This is a genomic window from Oleiphilus sp. HI0066, from assembly GCF_001635725.1.
Genome location: NZ_LWFH01001278.1, coordinates 21,841 through 42,921, shown reverse-complemented (window position 1 = coordinate 42,921; position 21,081 = coordinate 21,841). Strand labels below are relative to the sequence as shown.

17 protein-coding genes and 1 pseudogene are annotated in these 21,081 nt (G+C 44.4%); 11 read left to right on the top strand and 7 right to left on the bottom strand.

Annotation, left to right across the window (positions count from 1 at the left end; translation table 11 throughout):
• Positions 1-111: 111 nt before the first annotated feature.
• Positions 112-780 carry a histidine phosphatase family protein gene (locus A3738_RS18610; protein WP_068481240.1) on the top strand — a complete coding sequence of 223 codons (669 nt, stop codon included), beginning with the start codon at positions 112-114 and terminating at the stop codon, positions 778-780.
• Positions 781-806: 26 nt separating this feature from the next.
• Here the strand turns inward: A3738_RS18610 and A3738_RS30035 are convergent, their stop codons facing one another.
• Positions 807-977 (bottom strand): hypothetical protein, encoded by a 171-nt coding sequence (locus A3738_RS30035; protein ID WP_156502807.1) that lies wholly within the window; start codon positions 975-977, stop codon positions 807-809.
• Between the two features lie 256 nt (positions 978-1,233).
• Here A3738_RS30035 and A3738_RS18605 point away from each other — a divergent pair, with 256 nt between their 5' ends.
• Complete coding sequence (locus A3738_RS18605) at positions 1,234-2,499, top strand: 6-phosphofructokinase (protein WP_068481238.1); 1,266 nt, start codon at positions 1,234-1,236, stop codon at positions 2,497-2,499.
• Between the two features lie 57 nt (positions 2,500-2,556).
• Here the strand turns inward: A3738_RS18605 and A3738_RS18600 are convergent, their stop codons facing one another.
• Positions 2,557-3,189 (bottom strand): glutathione S-transferase family protein, encoded by a 633-nt coding sequence (locus A3738_RS18600; RefSeq protein ID WP_068477751.1) that lies wholly within the window; start codon positions 3,187-3,189, stop codon positions 2,557-2,559.
• A 137-nt stretch (positions 3,190-3,326) separates the two neighbouring features.
• Here A3738_RS18600 and glpE point away from each other — a divergent pair, with 137 nt between their 5' ends.
• Genes glpE through A3738_RS18575 form a run of 5 tightly spaced genes read left to right on the top strand, consistent with a single transcriptional unit; the run spans position 3,327 to position 7,347 of the window.
• Complete coding sequence (glpE, locus tag A3738_RS18595; RefSeq protein ID WP_068477749.1) at positions 3,327-3,650, top strand: thiosulfate sulfurtransferase GlpE; 324 nt, start codon at positions 3,327-3,329, stop codon at positions 3,648-3,650.
• Positions 3,651-3,677: 27 nt separating this feature from the next.
• The gene (locus A3738_RS18590) at positions 3,678-5,072 is read left to right on the top strand and encodes a M17 family metallopeptidase (RefSeq protein ID WP_068481235.1); all 1,395 of its coding nucleotides are present in this window, start codon (positions 3,678-3,680) and stop codon (positions 5,070-5,072) included.
• A gap of 30 nt (positions 5,073-5,102) precedes the next feature.
• Positions 5,103-5,366 carry a DUF5062 family protein gene (locus tag A3738_RS18585; RefSeq protein WP_369819820.1) on the top strand — a complete coding sequence of 88 codons (264 nt, stop codon included), beginning with the start codon at positions 5,103-5,105 and terminating at the stop codon, positions 5,364-5,366.
• Positions 5,367-5,374: 8 nt separating this feature from the next.
• Positions 5,375-6,001, top strand: a complete 627-nt coding sequence (locus A3738_RS18580) for a DsbA family protein (protein WP_068475891.1) — start codon at positions 5,375-5,377, stop codon at positions 5,999-6,001.
• Complete coding sequence (locus A3738_RS18575) at positions 5,998-7,347, top strand: MATE family efflux transporter (protein WP_068481232.1); 1,350 nt, start codon at positions 5,998-6,000, stop codon at positions 7,345-7,347. The genes A3738_RS18580 and A3738_RS18575 overlap by 4 nt, the downstream gene beginning before the upstream one ends.
• A gap of 93 nt (positions 7,348-7,440) precedes the next feature.
• Here the strand turns inward: A3738_RS18575 and A3738_RS18570 are convergent, their stop codons facing one another.
• A complete protein-coding gene (locus A3738_RS18570) occupies positions 7,441-10,584 on the bottom strand; it encodes a GAF domain-containing protein (protein WP_068481229.1) in 3,144 nt (1,047 codons plus the stop codon).
• A gap of 787 nt (positions 10,585-11,371) precedes the next feature.
• Here A3738_RS18570 and A3738_RS30030 point away from each other — a divergent pair.
• The 4 genes and pseudogenes from A3738_RS30030 to A3738_RS18550 all read left to right on the top strand — a co-directional run.
• Positions 11,372-11,632, top strand: a pseudogene (locus tag A3738_RS30030) (methyl-accepting chemotaxis protein); the annotation flags it as partial.
• A 15-nt stretch (positions 11,633-11,647) separates the two neighbouring features.
• Positions 11,648-12,220 (top strand): hypothetical protein, encoded by a 573-nt coding sequence (locus tag A3738_RS18560; protein WP_068480413.1) that lies wholly within the window; start codon positions 11,648-11,650, stop codon positions 12,218-12,220.
• Between the two features lie 18 nt (positions 12,221-12,238).
• Positions 12,239-13,243: a chemotaxis protein CheX gene (locus tag A3738_RS18555; protein WP_068481223.1), complete on the top strand. Its 1,005-nt coding sequence runs from the start codon at positions 12,239-12,241 to the stop codon at positions 13,241-13,243.
• A 113-nt stretch (positions 13,244-13,356) separates the two neighbouring features.
• On the top strand, positions 13,357-13,728 hold the full coding sequence (locus tag A3738_RS18550) for a response regulator (protein WP_068481218.1): 372 nt from the start codon (positions 13,357-13,359) through the stop codon (positions 13,726-13,728).
• Positions 13,729-13,851: 123 nt separating this feature from the next.
• Here A3738_RS18550 and A3738_RS18545 read toward each other — a convergent pair whose 3' ends face one another.
• From A3738_RS18545 to A3738_RS18530, 4 genes are all read right to left on the bottom strand, one after another.
• Complete coding sequence (locus A3738_RS18545) at positions 13,852-15,960, bottom strand: TRAP transporter large permease subunit (protein ID WP_082878589.1); 2,109 nt, start codon at positions 15,958-15,960, stop codon at positions 13,852-13,854.
• A 180-nt stretch (positions 15,961-16,140) separates the two neighbouring features.
• Positions 16,141-16,380, bottom strand: coding sequence for a DUF6316 family protein (locus A3738_RS18540; RefSeq protein WP_068481215.1), 240 nt, complete (start codon positions 16,378-16,380; stop codon positions 16,141-16,143).
• A gap of 121 nt (positions 16,381-16,501) precedes the next feature.
• Complete coding sequence (parE, locus tag A3738_RS18535; RefSeq protein ID WP_068481211.1) at positions 16,502-18,406, bottom strand: DNA topoisomerase IV subunit B; 1,905 nt, start codon at positions 18,404-18,406, stop codon at positions 16,502-16,504.
• Between the two features lie 107 nt (positions 18,407-18,513).
• Positions 18,514-20,994 carry a S8 family serine peptidase gene (locus A3738_RS18530; protein WP_068481208.1) on the bottom strand — a complete coding sequence of 827 codons (2,481 nt, stop codon included), beginning with the start codon at positions 20,992-20,994 and terminating at the stop codon, positions 18,514-18,516.
• Positions 20,995-21,081: the final 87 nt, after the last annotated feature.

Below are 21,081 nucleotides of genomic sequence, written 5' to 3'. Positions count from 1 at the left end.
CATGTATAAAAGATGCAAATTAACTTTCATCACTCAAATAAACTTGCCATGACAATTCTCCAGCACATAGGCTAGTACGGTTTTTACTAGGAAAGGTAAAGTTAGATAACAATGAGTAAAATTTATTTGATCAGACACGGCCAAGCATCGCTTGGCAAAGAAAACTATGACGAACTTTCTAGTAAAGGTGAGCAACAAGCTAAAATTTTGAATCGCTATTTTCGGGAGCTTTCTATCAGCCCTGACCTGGTGATCACTGGCGATATGAAGCGCCATCAACAAACAGCTCAGTTTGCGCTTGAATCAATAAACGGCCAGGCAAATACTGTGATAGACACCGATTGGAACGAGTTTGACTTTGAAACCTTGATTCGCGCCTACCTTTCACAATTAGGTCCAGATGCGTCAAAACCTCGCACCCCGAGTGAATTTTTTAGCGCTCTACGCGCGGCCCTCTTAGCGTGGTCTAAGAACCAAATTCAAACACAACTACCCGAAACATGGAATGCATTTGAGAGCCGCGTAGAACAGGCTTTGTATTCACTGAACACACAAGATCATAAAAACATTTTCGTTTTCAGTTCTGGCGGAGCGATTTCAATGGCGATCAAACACATTATGCGTCTGAATGCGGAGACAATGATTGATCTTAATTTACAGAGCAGGAACACCGGCGTTACAGAGCTATTTATTAAGGGCGATAAAAGATACGTTTCTAGCTTTAATCATGTGTCGCACTTGAGCAGCCCCGAACATTTAGATCTTATTACACATGCATAAGTGTGCCTTTAGCGCACACTCAACTGCTAACGCTCCCGAAGGCCTTTATACTGATATCGCAACAAGGGGGACATAAAAAACTCGATCAGTAGATGGAGCATATCGGCTGCGACTTGATAAAACCGCGCCAGCATCACTAAACAAACTAAACCCGAGTCGACCGACTGAGCGGTACTCGTCCACGAAGAATGACTCACACAAGATCCTTTTGTTGAGAGTAATTTATGATTTGGCATTCCTTGCCAATTAGATTTCTAGAGACCTAAAGTCTCAGCGCGAAACTATATCGGCTAGCACTTAGGTGAAGCAATCTAATTATTTTTATAGCCATTAATACAGCCTGTAAATTCGCGATTGAAATTTTTTATAAGGCTTTACTTTCTCACCATGACACATCGATATATTCGCGTATAATGCGCGCAAATTTCATACTCACGACCTATAGGTTTATCAATGTCGATCAAGAATGCATTTTATGCTCAATCTGGCGGTGTTACTGCCGTTATCAACGCTTCTGCTTGTGGCGTTATTGAAACTGCCCGCCAACATAGCGATAAAATTGGCAAAGTATATGCGGGACGCAATGGTATCATTGGCGCATTGCGTGAAGAATTGATCGATACAAGCATTGAATCTGTAGAAGATATTGCTGCACTCAAGCACACACCAAGTGGCGCATTTGGGTCTTGCCGTTACAAGCTAAAAAACTTTGAAGAAAACAAGCGTGAATATGAGCGTTTGATCGAAGTATTCCAAGCACACAACATTGGCTACTTCTTCTACAACGGCGGTGGCGATAGCCAAGATACTGCATACAAAGTAAGCCAACTAAGTGAAAAAATGGGTTACCCAATTACTTGTATTGGTGTACCTAAAACAGTGGATAACGACCTACCATTTACAGACTGTTGCCCAGGCTTTGGCTCTGTTGCGAAATACGTTGCGATTTCTACAAAAGAAGCTGCAATGGATATTAAATCTATGTGTGAGTCATCTACTAAAGTATTTATTTTAGAAGTAATGGGTCGCCACGCGGGTTGGATCGCAGCTGCTGGCGGGTTGGCTGGTCAGAACAGCGATGAAGCGCCACACATCATTTTATTCCCAGAAGTTCCATTCGACAGAGAAACTTTCTTGGCTCGCGTTGATGAAGCCGTTAAGAAGCATGGTTACTGCGTGATCGTAGCATCAGAAGGTGCGCAATATGAAGATGGCCGCTTTGTTGCCGATGCGGGCCAGAAAGATGCATTTGGTCACACTCAATTGGGTGGTGTTGCACCAACCCTAGCAAACATGGTGAAACAAGCATTAGGCTACAAGTACCACTGGGCTGTAGCAGATTACCTTCAACGTGCAGCACGCCACATCGCTAGCCGAACTGACGTTGAGCAAGCATATGCGATGGGTAAAGCAGCAGTTGAGTTTGCGGTTAGCGGCAAAAATGCAGTCATGCCAATTATCGTTCGCGAGAACTCTGCTCCATACAAATGGAGCATTGGCGAAGCACCATTAAGCCAAGTTGCTAACCAAGAAAAGAAAATGCCTATTCACTATATTACCGATGACGGCTATGGCATTACGGCGGAATGTCGAGAGTACCTATCGCCTCTTATTCAAGGTGAAGATTACCCACCTTACGACGATGCCGGTATGCCACGTTATGTAAACCTCGTGAACAAGATCATCGAGAAAAAACTTCGTACAGATTTTGAAATCTAAAACGAAAAAGGAACAGACGAAACTTCTGTTCCAGCTTCTTTAAAACAGGCGATAGGCTTAGTCGCTCATCGCCTGTTTTTCTTTCTGACGCGCAAGCCCTAAAGCCGGTCTTACTCCGAGGCGCCCAATATAGGCTTTAAGGTTTTCTTGCTCGATGCTTTGACCAAAACTCATTCCCCAAAACAAGCAATGCCCCAATAGTATGTCGGCGGCAGAGAATGAATCGCCCAAAATATAATCTTGCTGCCCTAAGCCCTTGCTCAGCAAATCCAAAGCTACCTGAAACTCATAGACCGACGTCGCTTCCATCTCGCGCACACGATAGTCTTTCGGCAAAGCAAACTTGTGCTTTCCTATGGTCCATAGAGGTTGCTCTAGTTCTGCAATTGCAAATACGCTCCATTGGTCATACTGAGCACGACGAAAAGCGCTGTATGTTGGAATCAGTTCTGCCTCGGGCTTCAATGTGCAGAGATAATTCATGATCGCTAAGGATTCAGTGATAATGCCTCCATCAACACGAATGGCAGGCACCTTGCCCCCTGCATTGAGCTCTAGAAATGACGTCTGTCTGGCTTCACCTTTCATGAGATCGACAAGTTGGAAGCTGTAATCCAAGCCCAACTCTTCGAGCAACCAAGTCACACGCAAAGTGCGGGTGTTTGGGTAACCATATACCGTTAACGACATTCATCACTCCTTAGTTTTTATTTTTCCAGCATCAAGACTAATCCCAGTCGCGAAAACAATGCAAGCATTACCAAACCCAAATACGCAGTAGCGCCCGTAAGGTCTATAATGCTTCATCGCAAAAGTGGAACTTTACTATGTCATTTAAACATCTTAGTTGTGCTCAGCTCGCATCTTGGCTGAGTGATTCAGAAAACACGGTCACCGTAATCGATATTCGAGACCAAATGTCTTTTGAGCAAGGCCATATAAACGGTGCTGCTCACATCGACAATTCAAATGTGGAACACTTTATTGCAAACACAGACCTTAACAAACCATTGGTAGTTTGTTGTTATCACGGCAACTCAAGCCAAGGCGCTGCAGACTACTTTAATGCACAAGGATTTAAAGAAACCTTTAGCCTAGATGGCGGTTTCGAAGAATGGCGTCAGATTGCAGCCACTCTCACGACGGATTAAGCACCTTTATTGATAAAAGGAAACACAATGCGCTCAGCTCTCATTTCAGGCCAAGCTCAAAACAATATTATTTTAGTACTCGAAGATAACTACAAAGATTGGCTTAGTGATCAACATAACAATGATCAATTGTGGTTAGAAAGTATTAAGTTTGAAGGAAAAGGACATTCGACTTTACCGTCTGAGAATAATTCCTTAAAGATCATTTGCTGTATACCAAGTCTAGATAACTTCTTTCTAGCTGGAGATCTCGCGAAACAATTGCCGCTGCATACTTATCAAATTGATCTAAGTGCACTGACACATTACGGCAATGTCGATCAAGAAACCTTAGCACTTACGCATTTTCGCTTTGCTGTTAGCTGGGGACTAGGCGCCTATGAGTTCTCTCAGTATAAAAAAACAACTAAAGAAAAAGCTTTGCTTGCCATCGATGATGAGAGCCTGTTGTCAGAAGCCAATAATATGGTCGAGTCTATCGTACTTACGCGCGATCTAATCAATACTCCCGCCTCAGATATGATGCCCGAAGATCTAGCGCAAACCATGCAAGCTCTCGCAAGTGCTTACGAAGGCAGCTTCAGTGAAATTATCGGCCAAGAACTTTTAGATCAAAACTACCCACTTATTCACGCTGTTGGCCGAGCTTCTGTGCATGAGCCTCGCCTACTCGAACTCGTTTGGGGCGACGAAGACGCGCCAGCTATTACACTAGTTGGTAAAGGTATCTGTTTTGATAGTGGCGGTCTGAATATTAAAACTGGCAACTTCATGCGTCAGATGAAAAAGGATATGGGCGGCGCTGCACACGTGCTTGGCTTGGCCAAGCTCATCATGGCACAAAACCTTCCAATTCGATTACGTGTTCTCGTTGCTGCGGCTGAAAACGCTATATCTGGTAATGCATTTAGACCCGGCGATATTATTGAATCTAGAAAAGGCCTTACGGTCGAAATAGACAATACCGACGCTGAAGGTCGTTTAGTTCTTTGCGATGCATTGGATGATGCATGTAGCGAAAGCCCCGAGCTGATTATTGACTTTGCCACATTGACCGGCGCATGCCGCGTAGCACTGGGCACAGAACTCCCTGGCTTCTTCTGTAACGATGAAGAAGTGGCTGCAGGACTCAACGAAAGCGCTCTAGATTGCTTAGATCCTATTTGGCGCCTACCGTTGCACCAAGCCTACAACGACATGCTTAAAAGCCATTTTGCCGATACCCTGAATTCAGCAGAAACCGGATTCGGTGGCGCTATCACAGCTGCACTATACCTCGAAAAATTCATTAGCAATGAAACCCCTTGGGTGCATTTCGACGTCATGGCTTGGAACCTCAGAGGCCTCCCAAGCCGTCCAGTTGGAGGTGAAGCATTGGGCTTACGAGCGGTATATGAATATCTAAAACAACGTTTCGCGTAACTCGAAGAACTTCATCAAAGAGGAAGCAGCATGGCTATAAAAAAACTAAAAAACGAAGCTGAACTTTTAAAAGAAGCTATTCGCATTGGGGTGATGTATTGCGAGAAGCGTGGCGTTGTAAAGTTTGAAGCGAATGATAAGCAAGACGATAAAATTGAATATATCTACAAGCTTTTGGTTCACGACAAACAAATTCAACCGCTGGCAAAGCAAGATATGGATACGCCACGAATGAAGCATAAGCTCGTTCTGTGGCTGCATAAACAATTACCCGAAAATCATCCTCTGAAGTAAATCTACTAATGCAAGATACGACTCCCAAGCTTTATTACGTTTATGACCCCATGTGCGCGTGGTGCTGGGGTTATCGGCCGACTTATCTCGCATTAACTGAATCGCTCAAAGAACGAGGTATCACACTCACAAAGCTACTGGGTGGTCTTGCCCCAGACAGTGATATACCGATGCCCTTAGACATGCGCGAAGCCATCGAAAGCTACTGGTACAAAATTTCTGATCTGCTAGGTACCGAATTCAATCACGCGTTTTGGCAACAAAATACGCCACATCGCTCTACCTATCCAGCCTGCCGAGCAGGCTTAATTGCACGGGATCAAGGCAAAGAAGAACAGATGAACCTTAAGATCCAAGAAGCATATTATTTGAATGCAATGAATCCTTCAGACACGAGTGTTTTGTGTCAGTTAGCTGAAGACATCGGTTTTGAGAAAGAACAGTTCGAGACTGATCTGCATAGCGATATAACCAGAAAACGCCTGCATGATGAAATACGATTCGCCCGCAGTATTGGAGGGAATAGTTTTCCGTCTTGGATTTTGGTGAAAGATCAGCAAGCCATGCAGCTGCCTCTTGATTATCAAGATCACCGCGCTGCTCTGACAATCATTGAGGATGCATTTGCGTCATGACATCTGCACCCGAACAAACTATTAGCAACAAGAAAGAACAATTCATCGAACTCGCAAAAATGACGTGGCCCATGTTGATTGGGATTGTCTCGCTAATGAGCTTCCAACTTGTGGATTCGGTTTTCATTGCGCGGCTAGGCGTTGAGCCTCTGGCAGTGGTTGGCTTCACCATCCCTATTTACCAACTTTTTATTGGTATTCAGGTCGGTATTGGCATTGCGACAACGGCGCTTATCTCGCAACTCATTGGTGCCAGAGAAGACTGTAAGGCCCGCGATTTAGCCGGATTAATCGTAATCGTTGGCTCCGCTTGCTTTGCATTTTTAGCCGTACTAACTTGGCTGTTTAGATACCCGATTATTCGAGCATTGGGCGCGACTAAAGAGCTAATGCCGTTTATTGATGCATTCTGGGCAGTATGGCTAGTGGGCGCTTTTGCCGGCGGATTTTTGTATTTCGGATACAGCATTGTCCGAGCTAACGGCAATACGCTCATTCCAGGATTAGGCATGGCTGGCACTAGCCTGCTCAACATTGCCTTAGACCCGATATTCATCTTCACCTTTGATCTAGGTTTAGCCGGCGCCGCATGGGCCACATTATGCTCTTTTAGTATCGGCTGCCTTTTTGTTTATCCATTTATTTTGAAAAAGAATTGGCTGCATTTCAGTGATGCATTTGAAAACGCTATTGAAAAGATCAAACAAATTTTAGCGGTTGCCCTACCTGCTATGACTAGCCAATTACTTCCAGCTCTCTCTTCAATGCTAGCCACGATGCTTGTTGCCCAACATGGGACGGAAAGCGTTGCTGCTTGGGGCCTCGGCATTCGTGTTGAGTTTTTCTCAATCATTTTAGTCTTGGCAATGACAATGTCTCTTCCCCCAATGATAGGAAAGAGCTATGGCGCGAAGAACTTTGATGACATTCAGATATTACTCAAGCTTGCTGTGAAGACAATCATCGCATGGCAACTCTTACTTGCGTTGATCCTTGTATTATTTGACTCCAGCATCAGCCATGCTCTTGCGGGCAATGAGGACATTGCTTCATTACTGGCGCTGTATATCGTCATCATTCCGTTTAGCTATGCATTTCTTGGCATTTGTATGGTCTTAGTGTCTGCCGCAAATGCTATTAGCCGCGCAATGGATGGCTTAAAAATTTCCTTCGCCCGACTATTTATTTGTTATCTTCCATGTTTGTTCATTGGCTCTGTGTTCGGCGATTTAATGGGCTTAATGATAGGCGCTGCCGTAGGCAATGTGCTGGCAGGCATAATCTCGATATGGATGTTTAAATCATCCTTCAGAAAAGCCAAAACTAGACGCTTACTTCCACCATAGTTTCTGCGGGTATTGAGTTATCGAACGCAGCTGACTTTTTAGCAGGCAAAAAAATACCCCTCAGTAGAGGGGTATTTTAATTCCACTTAGCTCTTAAGCCGTTTTTGCAAAACTTAAAGCCTGGCTATAGAAACGCTCCGGTAAGGTAATGACCGTCTCAAAGGCTCGGAAGTCATCGCCATCGTTACCACCTGTTAAACGAAGCTCGATTGACCCACCTTCGCTCTCTAGGAATTGGCGAACTGCATCCATTCCAACACCGCGGCCACTCAAGTTGCTCACCTCTTCTGCAGTAGAGAATCCTGAAGTGAATACCAAGTTCGCAATGTCTTGCGCGCTGAGTGCTGCATCTTGCTCAATAATTCCCTTGTCTACAGCTAATGAACGAATTTTCGCAATCGCGATACCTCGACCATCGTCTGAAACAATGAATTCGGCGTTCTGTTTATTCACTTGCGTATTAATCGAGATAAGACCGTTTTCGTTCTTACCCTTCTCTGCACGCTCTGTCGCACCTTCAATGCCGTGATCCATTGCATTACGCAACACATGCATAAAGATATTATTCATCATGCTGTGAACGCGGCCATCAATAAACAACTCTGCATCGTTTACACGAACTTCTGGTGCGGGCTTATCAAGCTGCTCAGCCATTGACGCGAGCGAACTTAAAGGCTCAGAGATCACCTCAGACAAGGTTTTAGATTCGATAGAAAGCAACATGCTATAGGCTTCTGAAACAACTTCTTGTACATCGTTGTCCATCGATTTTTCAGTAAGACGCTTAATGCTATCTAACCACGAAGCTACGCGTTCTGAGTCTAGATTTACACCTTGTGCTGCAACACCATCACGACCTAGCTTGTCATGATAAATCGTGTCGTACTCAGCAAGAATCTCCTGCGCTTCACGCAACTCTTCGAGTAATTCATTCTGCTTCCACTCACGCGAATCATCATTACGTAAAGCATCATAAGTAGATTCAACTTCATGCACTACGTCAGTCAAATAACTCAAACCATACGTACGCGCATTACCCTTAACGGTGTGCATATTTCTGAATAGCTCGGCAATAACATCCGCAGATTTTCCAGCGTTGTTCTTAATAGCCTGCTGACATGCCGCCATGAACTGCTTAGAACTACGGAGGAATTCAGCAAATTTCGCTGCATCGATCGCAAGCACTTCACCAATTAATTCCAACTCACGCTTCTGACCTTGCGCCGCTAGCTCTAGGGCACGGATTTCAGTTACGTCGCGCACAGTAATCATCAGACGCTCGATCACATCATCATTCACGATTGGATCCCAGTCCAACTCGAGAACTTTTTCACGACCATCATCGAAACCAATGGTCATCTCATTCACAAGACAATGTGAGTTGAACTCAAACATCATTTCGTCTTCACCAACAATCGCATCAACTGCTGTAATGTTCTGATCTCGCGCATCAGAGCCTAGTGTTGTATTCGCGAAAAGAAGATCATTTACATTTCGTCCAGCGATACGATCTGTTTCAAAAATCTGCTCCAGATACGCCGCATACTCTTTGTGCACCACACCACCTTCGGTCACTGTAAATAGGCCTTGGTGCATGTTTGCCATCATATTTGCGATGTCTTGGTTCTTTTGATGAAGCGCAGCCGTACGTTCCTCAACTTTCGCTTCAAGAGTACGATTATGCTCTTCGATCACTTCACGCATACGAATGTTTTTAATTGTTGTAACAAGTGACTGAGCAACAGAGGACACATACTCATAATCACTATCGGCAAAACTCACCTGCTTTACGTCTCCAGATAAATTGATCACACCAACTAGCATGTCTTTATCTATAAGCGGAACACATAAAAGTGCTTTAGGTGCTACTTCTTGCTCACCCTGAACATAAGACTTGTCTTTCTCAGTATTAGGAACAAAGATAATTTGCTTAGATTTTGCAGCCTTACCAATAATACCTTCACCAAGCTCAAAGCTTGTAGGCTCAACATCGGCTGAAATAGCTTTCGGTGGGAAATGCGCCTTAACGACTAGCTCTTGCTTTTCGTTAGTTAAATAAACCGAACCTGCACTCACGCCCATCTTTTCATGCATACTCTGAAGTACTTCTTCCAATGCAGTGTTTTGGCTCTGCGCACCGGCTAAGGTACCGCCGATTTTATTAAGTTTTGCGAGATCTGCCATCTTCTTCTGAATAGCAGACCGCATAGAGTTAAAGTTTTGCGCCGCGAGTAATACGAGAACAATTAAAAGAACAATGGATGATTTAAAGCCAAAATCTAAACTACCCAATACTTCACCTTGCAAGAAGCTGAACTGAACATCTGCACTCTTAAGCAGCTCATCCAGACCTTCAACGGATTGCGATACCGCAGCATCCGCTTCGCGAAGTTTTGCTCGAGCCAGTTCGATTTGCTCAAGCTCTGTCATCTTGTAATCGATAATTGAAGGCGTTTTATCGAAGTGAGCACTCAACTCTGCGTATGATTGTTCAACTGTATCAAGCAGGGTCACATCGCCGAATGTTTTAAAGACGTCTGCACCTTTGTCATACCAAAGTTTGGAATCTTGCAGTGCAAACTTAAAGTCATCCATGGTAGACAGAGCATTCAGGTCTGTCGTGCGCTGCACTTCTTCTACCGTCTTAAGGATTGAAAGAGCATTCGCATCTGCTTGGTTTGCGAATCCAGCAACGAGCTCCATATTCTCGGCATCTTTACCGTCTGCCATGAAGTACTGTAGATCGACTAATGAGCCACCTAGCGCATCAGCCATATCGAAAAGTGTCCCGGCCTCGTTATGCATTTGCTCATTAGCCAGCAAAGTAGCCGACTTTGCTTCGAACATTTCAGTTACTGCGAAACGATAAAAGTCATAATTACTCTTAATGCCGATAACAAGGGCTTTCATATCCGCATCATCTTTTGCAAGTTCTTCCAGGCTCTCATAAAGACCGCCAAAGTCTTTAACACCTTGATCAAACTTACGCTTATAAACGCGAATACTATCTGCATCTTCAGCGTTGAATGCTAAACCGCTTAATTTCGCGAGTTTTAGCAATTGAATCTGAACCTGATTACTTTCCTTTACGACCGGTACCGCGGTTTGGTTAACTCGCGACGTCGATTCGTTGATGTCATTTAAATTCCATAAAGATGAGAGTCCTGAGCTCAATATCAAGATAATAATGAACGCAAAACCAAATCCGACTTTCTGGTTAAAACTCAGCTGAAACATTTTAAATTTGCCTCTGTTTATTATTTTGGCCTTCAAAATTNACTCTAGATTAAAATTTGAGAAAGTCGAAATTTTGACCAATATTTTCATTATTTTTATAAAAATAACGTCGCGCCGTAGTAAAAAAGTGACGTAAGTCCTTGTTTTATCGTTAAAGCTTACAAAGAAGGTCAAAAAAAAGGCAGTTTGTATAGATAGTGCTAGGCTAATTTTATAACCGTAAAAAAATAAAAAACGCGCAAAATAAAAAACAATAGCTTCATTATCAGTTCAGCGAGTAACCATGACCACAATTCTAGTTTCTGCATTAGTAGTAAGCATTGCTCTTATTATTTTCTTAGCTGTAAAGAGTATCAAGACAAGCAAGCTGCTCTCAGCACAAGTAGCCGAGACCAGCGCACTACAAAACAGCATCAGCTCAATGATTGAGACCTCAGAACTCGATACCCTCAAACAAGAGTTCAAACTTGATCAAGCAAGTATGAATAGCAAGTATGCAGAGCTAGAGCACGAGTTAGCACATACCAAAGAACTTTCTCTAAACGAAAAGAACGAGCTCGCACAGAACTACGAAGCGCAGATTCAATCTCTTCGCCATGAACACGAACGCGAGCAATTCTTCCTCACAGAAAAATTAGAGCACGTAGAGAAAGACTTGGCAGAACTAACCAACCTTCTAGTGACGTTTGAACGCTGGCACGAAAGCCTGACACAGTTGATGGAACACAACGCCGAAATGCATCATCAAAACCAAGAGTTCTTCAACATTGTTAAGCAGATTGTGATTCTTGCCTTGAATGCCGCGATTGAAGCTGCGCGCGCTGGAGAGCATGGCAAAGGCTTTGCTGTCGTTGCTGACGAAGTACGAAGCCTTGCCATGCGCAGCCAAGAGCTCAGTGAGAGCTATAAAGAAAATCTTAACAAGAATGACTTTTTAACCACGACAACATTCCAAGACATTCAAGCTGGCGGAAAAATGATTCTGACAGATGTATCTGCAACGAATGAAATTGTGAAAGACCTCATTAGTCGCGTGCAAGTAGCATAACGAGAGGTATAGAAGATGAGTCAACTCGATTTCAACCGAGAAATTCAGCGATTATTCAAATCTGCGATGGATGAAACCTACTACTCAAGTGAAGGCATCGATGTAGTCAGCAGTGACACTAACCACTCAACGCACGAAGAATTCGAACAGTTTTATATGCTCACGATCTCTTCTCAGGAATTTCGTGTGCTCACGCTGATTCATCTCAATCACGACGATCAGAGCCGTGCTTACGTAGCGCAAAAGCTGAATGCTACAAGCGAAAGCCTAGGCGACGAACGCTTTTATGACTTTATTGGTGAGCTTGGCAACACCTTGTGTGGCTCAATCAAAAGAGGAATCAACGCATTTATTCCGAGCCTTGGCATGTCTACGCCGAATCGCTTAGAAGCTGGCAGCATGAAATACATGCTGTCTCAAAGACCAAGCTATGAAGCACACCAACATGTTGAGATAAATGGACAAACACTTTTTCAATGCAGCGTTTACGTATGCAACAAAGAAGAATTGAATTACGAGATTAAGCCAGTTTCTTTTGCAGAAGAAGAAATTGAAGACACCGAGTGCGGTGAACTAGAGCTATTTTAAATATAAGAAGAGGCAGTAATGACAAAAGAAACACAGATTGTCAGTAAAGTATTAGTACACGAATGCAATGATGACGCCCTAAGTGTATTGAAAGATGTATGCACAAAGCACAACCTTATTGGTTTAAAGGTTTGCACCGGCAACAACACAATTGGCCTGCGCGACGCCTCTAACGAAATTAGCGAAGTCATGGCATCAAACGTAGATTTAGGTGCTGTATTTTTATCAGAAGCCAAAGATTTAAATGGCGTTAGCGGCTTGAAGCTATGCACAAAGATCCATAGAGCACGCCCTGAACTTCCTATCTTTATGCGTCGTGAACATACCGATAGCATGGATGACCTTCCTCCATCAATTCAAGAAGCTCTAGCTGGCTGCTACCAAGTCGAAGAAGCTGACAAACTCAATGAACTTGTCGACAACTATATCTGCAGCATGTACTACCCTGCAGAGCTTGCTAGCGGTGTGATTGATCTATCTAAGGAAGCATTTGAAAGCATCATTCCGGGAGTAGAAGTACGTAACGATCTACCCTACTTGGTTAAAGATCAAATTATATACGGAGAGCTGTTTAGCCTAATTCCGCTAGAGAGCGACTGGTGCCGTGGCTATATGATGCTTCAAACAACAGAAAACGAAGTATTAGACCTAATTCGATCTGGCGCATCTCATATTGAAAAAACGCAACCAGATTCGCGCGATAGCAACGGCATTCTCAACGAAGCAACAAACCTGATCTGGGGAAGCATTCGCTCACGCTACTTCACAAATGAAGTCAGCAGCGAAGGCCTTCGCACACAAGTCCCTATCATGGTCAACCACCAACGCAAGCACATTTCATTCGGCTCAACAGAACCGCAGTTATGCTTCAAGTTTACTTTGCATGACCCGCAAATGCGCTTCCCGGACATTACTTTATACCAGCGCCTAATCTTCAACTTGAGCTGGTCTCCAGAGAAGTTCGCAGAGAGTGAAAAAGCGGTCGATGAATTCGTTGATAACGGCGAATTGGAGTTTTTTTAAACAATAACTTGCACTTACAGCGAAACAGCTATAATCAAAATTAAGCAGTACTAATAAAATTAAGAAAAAGAAAGGCTTGGCCTTTCAGCAGAAGCAAACGCGAGGAAAGCATCATGGCACAAATACTAGTAGTTGATGATTCAGCAACTGTACGTAACGAAGTAAGCAGCTTTTTAGCCGCTAATGACCTAAGTGTAGAAGTAGCAATAGACGGTAAAGACGGTCTTGATAAGCTACAGCGCGACAGTCAAATTAAGCTCGTTATTTCAGATGTGAACATGCCAAACATGGACGGTTTAACCATGGCTGAAAAGGTACGTAGCGACCTTAACAACCAAGGCGTAAATATTATTATGCTCACAACAGAAAGCGACCCACGCATGAAGGCTCGCGGCAAAGCGGCTGGCGTAAAAGGCTGGATTGTTAAGCCATTCAAAGGCGACAATGTTGTTGGTAGCATCAAAAAGTTAGTTGGCGCAGCATAACGAGCCAAACACCCAGACATAAAAAAACGGCGCTTTTAGCGCCGTTTTTTTATGTTCCAAATAAAGGGAAAAGTACTTAATCCCGTAACAATAAAGCTCTACTTCCCTGCTCTATATAGAGCACTATGGCAATGGATAAAACTCAAAGTAAATAAGCGGACCAAATGCCACAAGAATCAAGGTTGTCCCCATAACGAGTAATGGCAAGATAATACGCTCATGACGATAGTAGAAAGTGTCACCTTCTTGTAATGCCAATGTCACCTCTTTATCACCAACAACCTGTCTCGTTAACAAGTGATTCAATGACACTGGCGGACTCAAATAACCCAACTCAAACGCCATCAATGCGGTCATCCAGAAGTGAATAGGATGAATCCCTTGAGCATAAGCTACCGGCGCGATGGTACCCGTCACCAAAATCAACGCACCGAACGGATCCATAACCATTCCGATCAGCACTAAGAACAAGACCATAAAGATCATTGCAGCATATTGCGATTCAAATACTTCTGGAATTTCTAGTACGCCGCCCCCACGCTCGATGATGCCGCCAACTGTAAATGAACACGCCATCAGCATTAGCAAAGCACCAATCTGAATAGCAGAATTATCTACAGCCTTATGAAACGCCGACGACACTGTCGGTGCGGCCATAGCCGTTTTATTGCGCTCTTCAAAGTCTGAACTGAACTTTCTCTCCCAGATCAACACAATGGCTACCAGCACAGGTAAAACGATCGGCGCAGAAAATTCATCCAAATAGGTATCTAGCAAATAGGCGTAAACAACTAAGGTACCAGCCAAAATAGCAATATATGGAATCAAGGGCTTCGCAAGTCTTAAAGACGGCATCAATGCTTCGCTCACCGGCGCAGGATTCAAAGGCTCTTTTTTGGTAATCAATGCAAATACAGCAAATACCACCATGCTTAACAAGAACACCCTAAAGCCCCAATGGAACAGCTCGTCCGTCACGACCTCTTTGTTAAGAATCGCGATACCTACGACCAACAAACAAGGGCGTAATACAACACCAGAGCCAGTCATCGCGGTCACGGCAAGTGACAACTGCCTGCGCGTACCGACACGACGCATCTCCTGATAAACCACTGCACCCATAGCGATAATGATGATACCTGAGGCTCCTGTGTAAGCCGTTGGGTATGCCATCAACGCAATTGCCACAAATGCCATCATTTCGGGCGGAAGCTTCCAAGGACGGAATACATCAAACAACTTCGCACCTAGAAGTGTTTCTTTTAGCATCATGCCGGCAAGAATATAAAGACCAATCGCCAAATGAAGATTGGTGAGCTGGAAGATCTGCGTGAAATAAATAGCGATGCCCGGCAAATGACCTTCTGTAATAAAGAAATGAAAGCACGCTGCGAGTAACATGAAGGTTTGAATTGGAATCGTAAGTAAGGAGCGCAGCCATCCACCACCCTCTTCTAACTCATCACGACGCGGAGTGAAGAACTGATAGACGTTAATCGCAGACAACACCGCACAGCCTCCCATGAGCGCAAAGAACAACTCTGGATTGGTCACTTCGGTTCCTGAATTCAACGACCCGATGTAGAAGGCATACCCAGAAACGCCAAGGCCGACATGAGAAATAAACTGCGCCGTAGTCGAAATATAGTGATCTTTAAAATGGTGAACCGCTCTAAAAGCAATATGGCTGCGCTTAGCGGTTGCCACAATCGTGGCGAGCATTAATAGACTTATTAAGGTCAGCTTCTGATGCGCGATCGCAAACAAACTAATGTCAGCAAACACGTGCTCCAAGGAGCGGAATACCTCAACTGAAGGAGTAAGGTTTTGATCGTAAATAGCGGCTTCATCATGCTTCTTCTGACAAACCCTGAGCTGTCGCACCAATGACTCTCGTGCCGAGTCTCTATCAAAATCATCAACCAACAGTGAAAACGCTTCATTTTCAGCAATATGCTCTTGCTCTAGAACATCTAAGCGACTGTCTATGTCTTCTTGTGGGTCACACTCCGTAATCGGACGATCGCCTCGCAACACAAAATAGTCATCCCACAAATATGCACCAAGTTTAAGCATTTGCGCATGCATATTTTCACTCGTACCGGATGTAATGGTGCCGAGCAATAACAGCAAAATAATTCCTGTAAGAATAGCTTGAGATATCTTTTTAAATTTTGAAAAAGGAGAAGATGAAACTGGAGATGGATCTGAATTAGCTGAAATATCGCTCATCACTGACTCGTCATTATTTTTGTTAATACAAACGAAAGCTTTTTTGAATACTGCTAGCTATTGTGCCAACAAACTTAAGTAAGATGTTGATACATAAGGAAGAGCGAGTACTTCGTCACGTTTTAAAGGATGATAATTCTGGCCGAAAAACTCGCAACAGATGATATGCGTTGCGGCCAACTAGCGAAAATTATTCGTCGCCCAGGCGCCGTTTAATGCCGCAGATTTTGCCAACCTGTAATTGTCATGATCTTGAATTGCCTCAATAAAGCGCGCTAAGCCTCTCTCTGCCTCAACTCTCGTGCCAAAAGGACCAAGGTCTTCACCCTCTCGTGTGGCAATGTAATACTGACCATCAATAACTTGAAGGCGTTCAGAGCGAAAGTAAGTCGCTTCGCCTTCTCCTTTACGAAACTCCATTGCAATATTTCCTTGTCTACCTGATATTGATCTGTGCTGGCATCAAACAACACGAATACGAATACCACGCCACTAATCACAAACCTTATCTAAGTGAACCGCAAGTGCCGCGAATTATCTCTTATACTTCGGCCATGTCTCCTTTGGATTCAAGCCAAGACTTACGATCCGCTGCTCGCTTCTTACCAAGCAGCATATCCATGTTTTCGACAGTTTGAGCATGATCATCGATTGTTAGCTGAACTAATCGACGCGTGTCGCGAGCCATTGTTGTTTCACGCAACTGCATTGGATTCATCTCACCCAAACCTTTAAAGCGCTGAACATTCACCTTGCCACGTTTTTTTTCTGCTTCGATTCGATCAAGCACACCCTTGCGCTCAGCTTCATCCAAAGCATAAAACACTTCTTTACCCACATCGATACGATACAAAGGAGGCATCGCAACATAGATATGACCAGCTTCAACGAGTGGTTTGAAGTGGCGTACAAATAGAGCACATAAAAGTGTCGCGATATGAAGACCATCAGAGTCCGCATCAGCAAGAATGCAAATCTTGCCATAACGCAATCCTTCTAGATTATCTGATCCTGGATCCACGCCCACTGCGACAGCAATATCATGGACTTCTTGGGAGGCAAGAATTTCGGCAGAATCTACTTCCCAGGTATTAAGTATCTTACCGCGAAGCGGCATGATGGCTTGATACTCACGATCTCGTGCTTGTTTTGCGGAACCACCAGCAGAGTCACCCTCAACCAAGAACAACTCTGAACGCAATGCATCTGCCCCAGAACAATCCGCCAACTTGCCTGGCAGTGCTGGCCCTGAAGTCACTTTCTTACGAACAACCTTTTTACTTGCTCGCATACGCTTTTGGGCATTACTAATACACAGCGTCGCTAGCTGTTCCGCTTCATCAGTGTGTTGGTTAAGCCACAAGCTAAATGCGTCTTTCACTACACCCGAAATAAACGCAGCAGCCTCGCGTGAAGATAATCTTTCTTTGGTTTGACCTGAGAATTGAGGATCGCCTAACTTGGCAGATAAAACAAAACAGCTTTTATCCCAAATATCTTCTGGGCCAAGCTTTATGCCACGCGGCAATAAATTTCTAAACTCACAAAACTCTCGCATTGCTTCTAAACAGCCCGTTCTAAAGCCATTTACGTGCGTACCACCTTGCGCTGTTGGAATTAGGTTTACGTAGCTCTCTTGAGTGATTTCACCGCCTTCGGTTAACCACTGTATTGCCCAATCAACCGCTTCGCTATTGCCAGCCATCGACCCAGTAAACGGAACTTTCGGACAAGTTTCAAAGCCATCTGTCGCAGCAACCAAATAATCTTTTAAGCCATCCTCGTAATACCATTCATCCTTCTCATCCGTTTGCTTATTCTGAAAAATAACTTGCAAACCCGGACATAGAACGGCTTTTGCGCGCAAGACATGTCGAAGTCTAGAAATAGAGAATTTAACCGAATCGAAATACTGAGCGTCAGGCCAGAAATGCACTTTTGTTCCGGTATTTCGCTTACCAACGCTATCAATCACCTCTAAGCTATCGGTTTTATCGCCATCAGCGAATGCAATGCGATGTAACTTAGCATCGCGGCGGATAAAGACTTCAAGTTTTGTGGAGAGCGCATTAACAACCGACACCCCAACCCCGTGCAATCCGCCAGAGAAGTTGTAGTTATCGTTAGAAAACTTACCGCCCGCGTGTAATCGACTAAGAATTAGCTCGACACCCGGTAGTCCTTCCTCGGAATGAATATCAACAGGCATGCCACGACCATTATCGGTAACCGACAACGAGCCATCCTCGTGCAGCACAACCTCTATTTTGGTCGCATGGCCTGCTAAGGCTTCGTCGACGGAATTATCAATAACTTCTTGAGCAAGATGGTTTGGACGCGTCGTCTCGGTGTACATTCCGGGACGTTTTTTTACTGGGTCTAAACCACTAAGAACTTCGATCGAATCAGCGGTGTACTGCTTATTTGCGGATGAGCTTTCAGACATAATGAGAAGGACAAACTATTGAAATACAATTGCGCAAGAGCTTAAACAATTAAGGCGCTTGCGCCAATAGCTAAGGACTAAGATGGGGGATGTTTAAGAAACAAAGCCTATTGCGAAGAACGTAGGTTTCGATCTAATTGCGGATCAATTGTGTTAGCGAAGCCAGATTGTTCAGCAACGTTCTGATATGAAATCTCGAAAGACAGGCCGATTCTGTCGCGATCGACAACGAGTGATGAAGCATTATTTGATAAGCGATACGCACCCACCGCCTCTCCCTTGTCGAAGAGACGCGCATCACCATCACTATCCGTACTCGCCTCTAAGTAGTACTCACCTTCAGGAACATCAAAGAACTGAAAATTCGCCGTCGCATTCACATCATCAAAACGCTGCGCCCTGTATATGTCATATGAGCCCGCAGCCGCATTCACTTCTTGTTTGCGCAACAAATACACATAGACCCGAGACAATTGCCCAGCAACATCAGCGGCTGCTTTGAAAACAGGAACCGTTTCATTCAACAAAACCCCGCCATCCAAACGATACTCAACTTGTATCATTGCTTGCTGAGCTTGATCACTGACTTGGTCGGGATCAACAGTAATCACGTAACGACTAAAGCCCTGCGCATCGACACTATCTAAGGAAATGTCTAGCCAAGGAACATTTGCCGAAATCGACTCGATAGTAAGATCATCCGACCCTGCATTTCCTAAAAACAAACTTGCAGAGCTCGCATAGTTACCAAAGCTCAAATTAGACGGAAACACCTCTAGCTCATTCAAAGGATCAGCGCCTGCCGCATAAACCGCCTTCTGAGCATTAATCAAACCAGCACCATAAAATTGCTCAGGTACCCCTTGCTCAGTCAATTCACCACGTTCAAGTGCACGCAAAAACGAAGCGTTATCTAAAGATGGATCCAGTTCCTTCATTAACGCCGCAATCGCAGCAACATGCGGCGCCGCGAAAGATGTGCCGATCGACAACTCATACCGATCTAATCTACTTGGCGTGATGACGTCATCATCCACCCCATCAAAGTAAATCGAATTAATGTCTGTACCACCGGGAGCCATGACATCAACGTTGTCACCGAAGTTAGAAAATAATGATCTAAATCCCGTGTGATTGACGGAACCAACACCAAAAACCTCCGGGTAGTAAGCTGGGTAAAAAGGGAGATCAGATTGTTCATTGCCTGCGGCTGCAACAATAATCACACCTGTCGCTGCCGCATCACGTATCGCATCCTCAATGACAAAACTATTGATGTTAAGACCAAGCGATAAATTGATGATGTCAGCAGGATCATCAAGCTGACGACCATCTGTTGTGCGCAAACCCGCTGCGTATCGAATACCATCAGCAATATCAAACGCAGATCCTTCTCCCGAACTGCCTAGCACTCGAATAGGAATGATTTTCGCATTAAAGGCGGCACCGGCAATACCTTTAGCATTGTTAGTGTCTGCTGCAATCACACCAGCGACTTCCGCGCCATGAAAGGTTCCAAAAGCGACTTCTGTGGCATCCGCGTCACGACCATCACCATCACCATTCAGTACGTCCGATACAAAGTCATACCCGTCGCTGAACAAGATATTGGATTGAACATCTTCATGACTAGGTGCGACACCCGTATCAATCACAGCTACTCGAACACCCTGCCCCGACGCAAACTGCCATGCTTCAGGAAAAGATAACTGATCTAAATTCCACTGAAACGAACGCAAACTATCATTCACTGATAAGCCTGAGGCAGTCACTAAATAATCCGGTTCCGCATTAGCAACACCGCGCATCCCCTGCAACTGAGAGGCTAGACGCAGCGCTTTAAGCTTAGCTAAATCACTATGAATTCCATCATCAAGCTGCGACACCTCGCCAAATGCATTAACTATATTGACCCTAGCTGATGCGAGCTTGGCATAACCAGCTCGCGATAAACTCTCACCAGCAGCTAACGATCGTGAAGAGCGAAGGTGATAATTAACAGGAGACTGGGCAATAGAGCGTAAAGATACATAGTATTCGGCGTCTTCATCTGCAACAAATTCAACTTGTCTGGCCCAACGTATATCTTCACTAAAAACTGGCGCGCTTTGATTGCTCGATTTGAAGACTTGGAATCTTAAGTAAATAGACTGGTTTGTACCTGTGTCAGCCGGATAAGCCTCAAGCGAGAGTGTTTGTCCATTCAATAATGGCAAGGAATAGAAATCGCTATCATCACGAGCGAAAGAAAGCCCGTTGCTGTATGCGCCATTAGCTGCACTGACATAGCCACCAACAGAGCTAGGGTTGTTTAGTCTCTGCGCTTGGGAAAAGGAATTGTTATTGAGATTGATAGCGAAAGAGCCCGCGACCTGCGTGTCAGAATCTTGCGCCATAGATGATGTGAGTCGAAGGGTGCCTGAAATCGTTCGCGCTTGAGAAGGACCTCCTGCCACTAAACCGCCGTTGATACCTTGCGAGCCGTCAGCCTCAGAGCTACCGCCACCACAAGCAGTCAGAAGCATAGTAGCGAGCACTATGCACCACTCACCGATACGACCCTGTAAAGACCAATCCTTCAAAATCACAATCTAGTTCTACTCAAAAGACGATTGAAACAACATACATGCTGCTCATTATATTTTGAGTCTAGCAGTAGCAAGTAAAATATCTCT